This is a genomic window from Pseudomonas syringae group sp. J248-6 (genome assembly GCF_032586995.1).
Lineage (GTDB): Bacteria > Pseudomonadota > Gammaproteobacteria > Pseudomonadales > Pseudomonadaceae > Aquipseudomonas > Aquipseudomonas amygdali.
In genome coordinates, this window is record NZ_JAWHOP010000040.1 from 1 (window position 1) to 12,330 (window position 12,330).

At 58.6% G+C, this 12,330-nt stretch carries 5 protein-coding genes and 1 pseudogene; 4 read left to right on the plus strand and 2 right to left on the minus strand.

The features are described from left to right. Window positions 1-197: 197 nt before the first annotated feature. From recC to RYC17_RS26655, 4 genes are all read left to right on the plus strand, one after another. Entirely contained in the window at window positions 198-3,674 is a 3,477-nt protein-coding gene (gene recC, locus RYC17_RS26640) for an exodeoxyribonuclease V subunit gamma (RefSeq protein ID WP_316904779.1), read from the plus strand. Next, window positions 3,671-7,363 carry an exodeoxyribonuclease V subunit beta gene (gene recB, locus RYC17_RS26645; RefSeq protein WP_316904780.1) on the plus strand — a complete coding sequence of 1,231 codons (3,693 nt, stop codon included), beginning with the start codon at window positions 3,671-3,673 and terminating at the stop codon, window positions 7,361-7,363. Before recC ends, recB begins: the two co-directional genes overlap by 4 nt. After that, a complete protein-coding gene (gene recD / locus RYC17_RS26650; RefSeq protein ID WP_316904781.1) occupies window positions 7,360-9,453 on the plus strand; it encodes an exodeoxyribonuclease V subunit alpha in 2,094 nt (697 codons plus the stop codon). The genes recB and recD overlap by 4 nt, the downstream gene beginning before the upstream one ends. Window positions 9,454-9,580: 127 nt before the next feature. Then, the gene (locus RYC17_RS26655; protein WP_058408606.1) at window positions 9,581-9,991 is read left to right on the plus strand and encodes an NUDIX hydrolase; all 411 of its coding nucleotides are present in this window, start codon (window positions 9,581-9,583) and stop codon (window positions 9,989-9,991) included. A gap of 89 nt (window positions 9,992-10,080) precedes the next feature. Here the strand turns inward: RYC17_RS26655 and RYC17_RS26660 are convergent, their stop codons facing one another. Beyond that, a complete protein-coding gene (locus RYC17_RS26660) occupies window positions 10,081-10,983 on the minus strand; it encodes a hypothetical protein (protein ID WP_161936588.1) in 903 nt (300 codons plus the stop codon). A 148-nt stretch (window positions 10,984-11,131) separates the two neighbouring features. Continuing rightward, a pseudogene (locus RYC17_RS26665) lies at window positions 11,132-12,330 on the minus strand (hypothetical protein); the annotation flags it as partial.

Sequence of the window (12,330 nt, forward strand, 5' to 3'; positions counted from 1 at the left end):
AGATTAAATTCCAGAAACCCTCATCGCTTACGCGTTGAGGGTTTTTGTTTGTCTGGGGTTCCACAAACCTCTGCATTCTCCTGAACTCATAATCCCACCTCTCCGGCAGTCATTCAGACGAACATGCTTATGGCAATCCAGCGCGCTTGCCCTTATGGTTCGGCATCAGGTTCTACGCACCGGTCAAGGAAGCAAGCATGTCCGTTACAACCTCTCTGAGTGCAGGTTTCATGGTGGTCCAAGGCAACCGCCCGGATGAGCTGCGCAGCCTGGTTGTGTCGTGGATGCGACGTTATCCATTGGCCCCCCTGGAAAACGAGATTGCTCTGGTGCAGAGCAACGGCATTGCGCAGTGGTTGAAACTGGCCTTGGCCGAGGACGCTCAGGATGAAGATAGCGGCGGCTGTGGCATTGCCGCAGCCATAGACGTCCAATTGCCCGGTAGCTTCATGTGGACGCTGTACCGCATGGTTCTCGGAAGCGATGAAATCCCCTCGACTTCCTTGCTCGACAAGACCCCGCTGACCTGGCGCTTGATGCGCTTGCTCCCTGAACTCATCAATCAGCCGCACTTTGAGCCCCTGCAGCGTTTCCTGACCGACGACACTGATCTACGCAAGCGCTATCAATTGTCCGAGCGCCTGTCAGATCTGTTCGACCAATATCAGGTTTACCGCGCCGACTGGCTGGAAGACTGGGCCGCTGGCCGCCATCAATTGCGCGACGTACGAGGTCAGTCCAGACCATTGTCAGCTGCCAATTGCTGGCAGGCCGAACTGTGGCGTGCGTTGCTGGACGACGTCGGGGCTGAAGGGATGTCGCAGAGCCGCGCGGGCGTGCATCAGCGTTTCATCGAGCGCATCGGCACCATGACCGAAGCGCCGCCGGGCTTGCCGGCACGGGTCATCGTTTTCGGCATTTCGTCACTGCCTGCACAAGCGCTTGAGGCTTTGGCGGGTCTGGCGAAGTTCAGCCAGGTTCTGCTCTGCGTTCACAACCCGTGTCGCCATCACTGGGCTGATATCGTTGCCGACAAAGACCTGCTGCGTCACCAGTACAAACGCCAGGCGCGCAAGACCGGAATGCCGATGGTCCTCGACCCGCAAGCGCTGCATCAGCATGCTCATCCGCTGCTCGCTGCCTGGGGCAAGCAGGGGCGCGATTACATCAATTTGCTGGACAGCCATGATGATCCGCGCAGCTACCGCTCTTCGTTCAAGGACGAGCGGATTGATCTGTTCAGTGAAGTCGAGCCCACCAATCTGCTGAACCAGTTGCAGGACGATATTCTCGAGCTGCGCCCGCTGGATGAAACCCGTGAGCTCTGGCCGGCAGTCGATCCGCTGGAAGATCGCTCGGTCCGTTTCCATGTTGCGCACAGTGCGCAGCGCGAAGTGGAAGTGCTGCACGACCAGCTATTGGCAAGGTTCAGCAAAGACCCTGGCCTGCGCCCGCGTGATGTGATTGTCATGGTCCCGGATATCGACAGCTACGCCCCGCACATACGAGCGGTATTCGGGCAAATCGAACGCGAAGATCGTCGCTTCATTCCCTTTACGCTGGCCGACCAGGGGCAACGTGGCCGCGAACCCTTGCTGATTGCCGTTGAACACCTCCTCAAACTCCCGGACAGCCGCTTTCCGGTCAGCGAAATCCTTGACCTGCTCGACGTTCCCGCCTTGCGCGCGCGCTTCAGGATTCAGGAGCGCGATCTGCCAACGCTGCACCGCTGGATAGAAGGCGCCGGCATTCGCTGGGGCCTCAACGCACAGCAGCGTGCAGGTCTGGGTTTGCCGGATGCGCTGGAGCAGAACAGCTGGCATTTCGGCCTACGTCGCATGCTGCTGGGTTACGCCGTGGGAGCAGGTGCGGCTTACGACGGCATCGAGCCGTACGATGAGATTGGCGGGCTTGATGCCGCATTGATCGGCCCACTGGTAGCGCTGATTGACGCGCTTCAGGTGGCTCATACGGAATTATCGACATCCGCAACTCCGTACGCGTGGGGAACGCGTCTGCAATCGCTGTTGCAGTTGTTCTTCCTCGCCGACAGCGAACACGATGACTACCTGCTCGCTCAACTTGAAACACTGCGCGAAAGCTGGCTGGAAACCTGTGACGCGGTAGGGCTGACCGATGAGCTGCCGTTGACCGTTGTGCGTGAGGCCTGGCTGGCCGGGCTTGATCAGGGGCGTCTGTCGCAACGCTTTCTGGCAGGCTCGGTCAACTTCTGCACGCTGATGCCCATGCGTGCCATTCCGTTCAAAGTGGTCTGCCTGCTGGGCATGAATGACGGCGATTACCCGCGCGCGCAACCGCCGCTGGATTTCGACCTGATGGGCAGCGATTACCGCCCCGGCGACCGTTCCCGGCGTGAAGACGATCGCTACCTGTTGCTGGAAGCACTGTTATCGGCCAGGGACCAGCTCTATATCAGCTGGGTTGGCCACAGCATTCGGGACAACAGCGAGCGTCCTGCATCGGTGCTGATTGGCCAATTACGCGATCACCTGGCCAGTGGCTGGAAGCTGGCTGGCGAGACCGACCCGGACGGCAAGCAGGACGATGGTGAGCGCTTACTGAAAGCGTTGACTGTGGATCACCCTCTGCAGCCTTTCAGTGCCAATTACTTCCATGCAGGCACGGGGTATTTCAGCTTCGCCCGCGAGTGGCGCCTGCTGCATGAAACCGACCTTCAGGTGCCCGTACCTCAAGCGCTTTCCCCCCATGAGCAGGAAGAACCGCTGTCCATTGCACAGTTACAGGACTTTCTGAGAAACCCGGTGAAGCATTTCTTCAGCCAGCGCCTGAAGATCTATTTCGAAGTCGCCGAAGCGCCGCTCGCCGATGAGGAACCGTTTGTGCTCGATGCGCTTGAGCGTTACGGCCTCAGTGAAAGCCTGCTCAGCACAGCGATGGCTTCCCCTGACGATATGGATGTCGCCCTGAAAGCCCAGGCACTGAAACTTCAAGCCAGTGGCCTGCTGCCGCTCGCGGGATTTGGCACCTTGATGCAGGACGAACTGATCGAGCCGTTGCCAGACGTTCTCAAGCGTTACCACGATCTGTTGACCCTCTGGCCCGAAACGTTGAGCAGCGCATTACCGATCAGCTTCAGCCATGGCAGTGTGAGTATCGATGGCTGGCTTGGCGGACTGCACCGTAACGCTGGTGGTGAGCTGTTGCTGGTCACGGCGATTCCCAACAGCATCGGCTCGAAAAAGACGCGCAAATGGCACCGGCTGATTCGGCCGTGGGTCAATCACCTGGTGGCCTGCGCCTGTGAGCTGCCGTTGCACACGGCACTGGTGGCCAGTGACGAAACCCTCATGCTCGATCCGTTGGACAAGGACGCGGCCATAACCACCCTGAATCACTTGCTTATGGCTTGGCTACGCGGCATGCAAGAGCCTTTACCAGTCGCCGTCAAAACTGCATTTGCCTGGCTGGGCCAGCCCGCCGACAAAGCCGAAGCAGCAGCCCGCAAGGCCTACGAGGGTGACGGGCAGACCACTGATGGTGAGCGCCGCGAAAGCACCGCACTGGCCCGACAGTTTCCGGACTTTGACGCGCTGGTCGACAGTGAAGAGTTTGCAGGCTGGTGCGAGACGCTCTACAAACCGGTTTACGATGCGCCCTGGCAGTCGTTGTCTGGCGGGGAGGGTGGCGCATGAACGAACAATCCCTTCCTCTGGCACTGCGCTTTCCACTACGCGGCAGCCAGTTGATCGAGGCCAGCGCCGGGACCGGCAAGACCTTCACCATCTCCGCCCTGTACTTGCGTCTGGTGCTTGGCCACGGCACCGAACAGTCAGGCTTTGGTCGTGAATTGCTGCCGCCGCAGATCCTCGTGGTGACCTTTACCGACGCCGCTACCAAGGAGCTGCGTGACAGGATTCGTACCCGATTGGCGGAAGCTGCGCGGTTCTTTCGTGACGAGATTGCCGCAACTGACGGTTTGATTGCCGAGCTGCGCGAGCAGTTCGAGGCCGAGCAGTGGCCGGCCTGTGCCAGCCGTCTGGACATCGCCGCACAGTGGATGGACGAAGCCGCCGTCTCGACGATCCACAGCTGGTGCCAGCGCATGTTGCGCGAGCACGCATTCGACAGCGGCAGCCTGTTCACCCAGACCCTGGAAACCGACCACAGCGATTTGCTCGGTGAAGTGCTGCGCGACTACTGGCGCCGCTTCTGCTACCCCATGAGCGGCGACGCGTTGACCTGGGTGCGGGAAAATCTGAGCGGTCCGGCGGCGTTGTTGCCGCGTGTGCGAGGTTTGTTTGGTCGTGATCGCAGCACGCTCACTCAAGAGCCCACCGAACTGATCGAGGCGTCATTGCAGGAGCGCCGAGCAGCGCTCGCTGCCCTGAAAGCGCCTTGGGCCGCCTGGGCTGAAGAGCTGTATGCGCTCTGTCAGGACGCCGTAGCCCGCAAAGTGGTCGATGGCCGCAAGATGCAGGAGCGCTACTTCAAGCCCTGGTTTGAAAAGCTTGCCGCATGGGCCGCTGACGACACACAGGAAACGCTGGACCTAGGAACCGGTTTCACTCGCCTGACCCCGGAAGGTGTTGCCGAAGCCTGGAAAAGTGATCCGCCTTCACATCCTGCTTTCGAGGCCATGGCACAGCTGAAAGCTGCGCTGGACAGCCTGCCCAAGCCGGATGCCGCGGTGTTGCAGCATGCGGCGCAGTGGGTAAGCGCCCGCTTTGAAGAAGAGAAGCGGCGTCGCGCCGAGATGGGGTTTGACGACATGTTGCTCAGGCTCGATGCCGCCCTGCACAGCGCTGGCGGCGAACGTCTGGCCACCCTGATACGTGAGCAGTTTCCAGTAGCGTTGATCGATGAGTTTCAGGACACCGACCCGGTGCAGTACCGGATCTTCGACAGCATCTATCGCCTTGAAGGTAACGACGAGCAGACCGGGCTGTTCCTGATCGGCGACCCCAAGCAGGCGATCTATGCGTTTCGCGGTGCCGATATCTATACGTACCTGCGCGCCCGGCAGGCCACCGATGGCCGTTGGCACACGCTGGACACCAACTACCGCTCCAGCCATGCAATGGTCGCGTCGGTCAACCATGTCTTCACGCGCGCAGAGCAACGTACACAAGGTCGCGGAGCGTTCCTGTTTCGTGATGATCAAGGCAATCAGGTACCGTTCTCCGATGCGCTGGCCCAGGGTCGCAAAGAGATCCTGGAAGTCGACGGCGCGCCACTGACTGCACTGATGGTCTGGCATCTGGAAAGCGAACAGCCGGTGTCCGGGGTTATTTATCGCCAACAGTTGGCGGCCAGTTGCGCCAGCGAGATCGTGCGCCTGCTCAACGCCGGTCAACAGGGCCGTGCCGGTTTCGCCATGCTTGATAAACCGCTGCGCGGGCTGCGTCCGGCCGACATTGCGATTCTGGTCCGAGATGGCAAGGAAGCGCAGGCGGTGCGTCAGCAACTCACCGCGCGTGGCGTGCGCAGCGTTTATCTGTCGGACAAGGATTCAGTGTTCGCCGCTCAGGAAGCCCACGACCTGCTGTCCTGGCTCAAAGCCTGTGCCGAGCCCGATTCCGAACGTACGCTGCGTGCCGCGCTGGCGTGTATCACGCTGGACCTGCCGCTGGCCGAGCTGGAGCGTCTGAATCAGGACGAACTGGCGTGGGAACGGCGCGTCATGCAGTTCCGTGGCTATCGTGCCGTGTGGCGCAGTCAGGGCGTCCTGCCAATGCTGCGCCGCCTGCTGCACGACTTCGCCCTGCCGCAGACGTTGATGACGCGCACCGACGGTGAGCGAGTACTGACCAACCTGTTGCACTTGTCTGAACTGCTGCAGCAGGCCGCCGCCGAACTGGACGGTGAACAGGCGCTGATTCGGCATCTGGGCGACCACCTGGCGCTGTCCGGTCAGGCTGGCGAAGAACAGATCCTGCGCTTGGAAAGCGACGAGCAACTGGTCAAGGTGGTGACCATCCACAAGTCCAAGGGCCTGCAATATCCGCTGGTGTTCCTGCCATTCATTTGCTCCTCGAAACCCGTGGACGGCAGTCGCCTGCCACTGCAGTTTCATGACGCCGACGGCAAATCGCAGATCAGCCTGCAGCCCACCGAAGCGCTGATTCAGCAAGCCGATGACGAACGTCTGGCCGAAGACCTGCGCTTGCTCTACGTGGCGCTGACCCGTTCCGAACACGCTTGCTGGCTGGGCGTTGCCGACCTCAAACGCGGCAATGCCAGCAATTCGATGCTGCACCGTTCTGCGTTGGGTTATTTGCTGGGTGGCGGTTTAGCGCTGGCCGAACCGGCAGAGCTGAAAGTCTGGCTGCGTGATCTCGCGCAAGGCTGCGATGCGATTGCCTTGCAGCCTGTTCCCGAGCCCACTGACGAACGCTTCAGCGCGCCGCGCAACGAAGCCGCGCTGGTCAAGCTGCTGGTACCCAAACGTCGCGCTGCCGAGAACTGGTGGATCGCCTCCTACAGCGCCCTGCGTATCGGCGACACTGTAACTGCCGGTGCCGATGAATCGCCTGACAGCCCGCAGGCACAGAAGCTGTTCGACGACGAGCGCCTGGACCCTGAAGCTCCTCGTGACATTTTGACCAGTGGCGGCGATATCCACCGCTTTCCGCGTGGCCCCAACCCCGGCACCTTTCTGCACGGGCTGCTCGAGTGGGCTGGCAACGAAGGTTTTGCGGTGACCGCTCACGCGCCGGACAAACTGCAGGACGCCGTTGCCCGGCGCTGCAATCGGCGCGGTTGGGCGGGCTGGATCAATACCCTGAGCGATTGGCTGCAGCACATGCTGAACATGCCGTTGCGTCTGTCGCCGGATGCCACACCGGTCGCGCTGGGTGATCTGGACCAGCCCAATCAGTACCGCATAGAGATGGAATTCTGGTTCGCCAGCAACAACGTCAATGTGGCGCAGATGGACGCTCTTGTGCGCCGCTTCACCCACAACAACGCGCCGCGGGCTGCGACCGAAACGGTCTCGCTCAACGGCATGTTCAAAGGCTTTATCGACCTGACGTTCGAACACGAAGGCCGTTATTACGTGGCTGACTACAAGTCTAACTGGCTGGGCACCGACGACACTGCATACACCGAACTGGCGATGGAAGCGGCCATTCTCGACAACCGTTATGACCTGCAATACGTCCTCTACCTGCTGGCGTTGCATCGTCAGCTCAAGGCACGGATGGCCGACTATGATTACGACCAGCACATGGGCGGCGCGCTGTACCTGTTCCTGCGCGGCAGCCGCTCGGCCTCTCAAGGTGCGTATTTCGTCCGTCCGCCACGCGAACTTATCGAGAGCCTGGACCTTTTGTTTCAGGGTAAACCGTTAGCGCATGACCAGCCGGGAGCATTGGCATGAGCCGCTCGTTTGACGATCTGTTGCCCACCGCGCTGGACGACATCAGCCTCGCTGAATTGAGCCCGCTGACGCGCGTCGGCGATCTGTTGATCCTGCTGGAGCGCTGGGTCGAGCGCGGCTGGTTGCGCGCGCTAGACAAGGCATTTGTCGCGTTTCTCAGCGGCCTCGATCCGCAGGCCGATCCGCTGGTGCTGGTCGCTGCGGCGCTGACCAGTCATCAACTCGGCCACGGCCATGTTTGCCTTGATCTGTACGAAACCCTGAAAGAACCGGACTTCGCCCTGTCATTGCCACCCGAGGGCGATCAGCAAGGCGGGACGATGCTGCTGCCCTCGCAACTGCTGGCCGCGCTGGACGGTGCCGCGTGGTGCCAGGCGCTCGCAGACAGCATGCTGGTTGCCGAGGTGGGCGATTCAAGTGTCGAGGCGCTGCAAAAACCATTGGTGCTTGCCGAGCGACGTTTATACCTGCGCCGCTACTGGACCTATGAACGGCGTATCGCCGTAGCCTTGCGTCAGCGCCTGGCGCAGAGCGAAGCGCCACCGGAGGATCTCCCGCAGCGCCTGAATGCCCTGTTCGGGCCTGCGAACTCAGCACCTCAAGCCATTATCGACTGGCAGAAACTTGCCTGCGCGCTGGCGACCCGCAAGGGCTTCAGCATCATTACCGGCGGCCCCGGCACCGGCAAGACCACCACCGTGGTGCGCTTGCTGGCGTTATTGCAGGCCCCTGCGGTGCAGAGTGGCCAGCCGTTGCGCATCCGTCTGGCGGCTCCTACCGGCAAGGCGGCGGCCCGGCTGACCGAGTCCATCAGCCAGCAGGTGCAGAGCCTGGATGTCAGCGACGATGTGCGCCAGAAAATCCCCAGCGAAGTCACCACCGTCCACCGCCTGCTTGGCAGTCGCCCCGGTACCCGGCACTTCCGCCATCACGCAGGCAACTTACTGCCACTGGACGTGCTGGTGGTTGATGAAGCATCCATGATCGACCTGGAAATGATGGCCAATCTGCTCGACGCATTACCGCCGCATGCGCGCATGGTGCTGCTCGGCGACAAGGACCAGTTGGCCTCCGTTGAGGCGGGTGCCGTTCTGGGCGATTTGTGTCGCGACGCTGAAGAAGGCTTTTACAGTGCTGAAACTCAGGCCTGGCTTGAAGCCGTCAGCGGCGAAGACCTCAGCAAAGGCGCCTTGCGCCAAGGCTATGCGCAGCAGCACCCGTTGGCACAACAAGTGGTGATGCTGCGCCACTCGCGTCGTTTTGGCCAAGGCAGCGGTATCGGCCAGCTGGCCCGACTGGTCAACCAGCAGCAGGACCAACAGGCCCGCGCGCTGCTTGCGGCTGGCAGTCACGACGACCTGTTCGCCCTGGCCCTCAAGGGCGAGCAGGACCTCAAGTTCGAACGCCTGGTCCTCGACGGGCTTGGCAGAGGCGAGCAAGGCCCGCAGGGTTATCGCCATTACCTGAACGTACTCGCCGCCGGGCGTCCCGCCGATGATTCGGTTCTCGACGACCAGTGCTGGACGCGATGGGCGCGCTTGGTACTCAGCGCCTTCGACGCCTTTCAATTGCTGTGCGCTGTGCGTAAAGGCCCGTGGGGCGTGGAGGGCCTGAACAAGCGCATCACTCACGCGCTGTTCAACGCGAAGCTGATCGAAAGCGAACAGCAATGGTACGAAGGCCGTCCGGTGCTTATGACCCATAACGACTACGGCCTGGGCTTGATGAACGGCGACATCGGCATCACCTTGCGCCTGCCCGAGCGCGACGGCGACGGCAAGCAAGTGCTACGTGTCGCGTTCCCGCGCAACGACGGCAGCGATGGCGTGCGCTTCGTCCTGCCGAGCCGCCTCAATGAGGTAGAAACCGTGTACGCCATGACCGTACACAAATCGCAGGGCTCGGAATTCGCCCACACCGCCCTGATCCTGCCCGAAGCGCTCAACCCGGTACTGACTAAAGAACTCATCTACACCGGCATCACCCGCGCCAAACACTGGTTCAGCCTGATCGAACCCCGCCAGGGCATCTTCGAAGAAGCCCTGCGCCGCAAGGTCAAACGCCTGAGTGGGCTGATGTTGGGGCTTTGATTGCGTTCAGGCTCTGAGCCTGATCTTTACTGAGCAGCGTAGATCCGAAGTAGACCGTCATGGGCCACAATCCATATGCCTGGCGACTAGGCTAGAGTTCCGTTGAACAAGGCAAAGGTATAAGGACATGACCGCGGATAAAGCTTGCGCTGTGGTGGTAAGAGGCCGTGGAACGTTGGAAATCCTGGCGTTTGAGCACCCGTTGGCAGGCCTGCAGCTGGTAAAAGGCAGTGTGGAGCCAGGCGAATCTACCGAAATGGCTGCTGTACGAGAACTCATGGAAGAGGCCGGTATTCAGGCGACAGTCAGGCGACATTTGGGTGAGTGGCGTTCCCCTGTAACCGGGCACACCTGGGCATTTCACGAGTGCCTCGTGGCCCAGGACCTGCCCGATAACTGGGTGCATTTTGCAGAAGATGATGGCGGGCATGAATTCAGGTTTTTTTGGCACCCGCTGATGTCTGATCCGTCCGAAAGATGGCACCAGATGTTCAAGGAAGCTTTGAAATTTCTAAGGATTACCCTTGCTGAAGCCTGAGCGTACGTTCAACCCTTCTTGATTAAGTTAGCCAGCACCCTCTGATGCAATAGCAACTGTCCAATTCTGCTCGCCCGCTTTGTCGATCGTCATTGGTCGTAATCCACATACCGCGCCATAAGGTTAGGGCGGCTAAACGTATCGATCGCATAAACCCGCTGCCACATGGCATCGACCTCGGCCTTGAACGTGGCGTCATCCATGTCGATCCAGTAGCGAGGGTCGCGGCCGCGCTGCTGATCGTAGCTGGCAGTGACCGGATCCAGGTGCCGGTACGGTTCAAACAACGGGATGTCCGGAATCGGGCCGCTGGTGTCCATGTAGTTTTGCAGGAAGTCCCAGAGTGCGCAGGGGCGTTGCTGGAAATCGTCAGGGCTGAGCAGTGCGTGGAAGTTGATGGACTGCTCTTCGTAGCGATGCTGGAGCATCAGACCGTGATAGCAGCCATGACGATCATGCGTGGTAGTCATGTAGGCATCGAACTCGTAGAACGGCGCGATGAACTCGTCGATCACCCCTTCTTTTCGATGTCGTTTGTAGCCGAAGATCGTGACCAGCCCCGTTCTGCGATTGAGCTCCCAGAGTGGGCCTTTTGGCGGACGGAACCAGATGCGGGGAAAGTGATTGATGACGATATGGCCGACGACCCAAAAGACCAACCAAGGTCCCATAAGAATCGGAAATGTTTCGATGATATTATTAAAGTACAGGGTGATGGCTGAATCAGTCGGCTTATTGATACCCAAGAAGCTTACGAGCAGGAACATGGGAAATAAAATAATGAAAGACCATTTTCCACCCTGTTGCATGAATATCCATAATTGCGTTTTTAACGGGAGCTGAGCAAAGCGGAATCGCTCTTGATCATACTTTTGATGCAAGTCAACTGATTCAAAGATAGCCGGTGCATAAGTATTTTCAGCTTTCTGTTGTATCGCTTTTATCTGGTCTTTTTGCCAAAATCTCATGCTCTCAGGTGTGAAGTTTTTCATGAGTTCAATAGGCACTGCCTCCTGAGTTGAGGACCAAGGCAGGCGTATGGCACCAGACAAGATAGTACGGGGCTTAAGTGCACATGATTGCCGTAAGATGTTGTCTGGATTGTATGAGTGGGAGCCGTAATAAAGCCTATGAATTGATTTAGTCATTAGGCTCAGCCTTGTAAGTTATTTCATCTGCCCAAAATGGTTGGTTAACCTTATTGAAGTCTGGTTTGGTCCATGCCTCGCTAAACTGGGTTTCGTCCTTTATCGGCGGAGCCGGGAAATATCGATTTTCCGCACCACGTGTCAGAGTGAACTGTGCCCGTACTGCCCACTCGAAATGATGGGTCGTATTGGCAGTTGATAAAGCCGTATTTGCTGGTGTGGAGAAAAAAAGCTCCAGAGCTTCAGGATAAAGGCGCTGGGCTTTAGGCAATTCTGGTCTGAGAGCATTTTCCGTATTTGTCTGATAGGGCATCCCATCATTGCTCGAAACGTCGGTAACATGCTTCAGCCTACATTCGGCTTGGATATTGAGGCCGTCCAGCTTGTCAATCAAACCCGGTAAACGACTCTCTAAGCGAATAATCGTGTCTGAACTTCTTATCGCATGAGGTATTTCTACGTGAAAATCAAATGCTGCTCGCGGATCAAAGTTCGGGTTTTTGCTGATGTTGATATTGATGCCGGCAAGCAAATTTACAAGTCGATAGAATGCTTCCAGCGGGTCGTTTAAATAGTGGTTCGTCTGATTGCTTTGCCCGAATGGGCCATTTGCCAGCCAGAATTCCATTGGTGTTGCACTTAGTAAGGCGACTATCCCTATACCTGTACCGATCAGCAGTAACGCGATCCAGCTCAGAACATTTAGCTTGAACAGCTTTGCCATTCCTCCAAATCCTGTACCCAGTGTGCCTGCTAACCCTCCTGTAGATATCAGCAGATAACCGTATGTAGCTTGATCGTTCCACTGCCAAGCAGACCAGGCGTCGTAGAGGTTTAATCCGGTCAAAGCTACACCAGATAGAGACTGTAAGATCAATCGGGCGGTAAGCTCTTTAGTTAAAATGTTACCAAGTGAAGTGCCAAGCCAGCGTTTTGCCTGAGTTTCTGAAACTGTTATTAATGTCTTTCTTGAGAATGCAATAGCAGACTGTGTGCCGGAAAGTTTTACGGCTAGGGCCTCTAATGCGATCAGCAAGTCTAATCCGGCGCTAAGCACGCCACCGGATGCTCGAGATTTATTTTTCTCCCTAACCGTTTGCTCCCAAGCAGACGCCTCCGAACTCACATTCCAAACCTCCAGCATCAACACCGCCAGACAGAACGGTGTCGACCCCAGCACCCGATAAGCCG

Excerpts from the sequence above, each read along its gene's own strand:
- recC (WP_316904779.1), top strand. The coding sequence starts at position 198 with ATGTCCGTTACAACCTCTCTGAGTGCAGGTTTCATGGTGGTCCAAGGC.
- recB (WP_316904780.1), top strand. The coding sequence starts at position 3,671 with ATGAACGAACAATCCCTTCCTCTGGCACTGCGCTTTCCACTACGCGGC.
- recD (WP_316904781.1), top strand. The coding sequence starts at position 7,360 with ATGAGCCGCTCGTTTGACGATCTGTTGCCCACCGCGCTGGACGACATC.
- RYC17_RS26655 (WP_058408606.1), top strand. The coding sequence starts at position 9,581 with ATGACCGCGGATAAAGCTTGCGCTGTGGTGGTAAGAGGCCGTGGAACG.
- RYC17_RS26660 (WP_161936588.1), bottom strand. The coding sequence starts at position 10,983 with ATGAAAAACTTCACACCTGAGAGCATGAGATTTTGGCAAAAAGACCAG.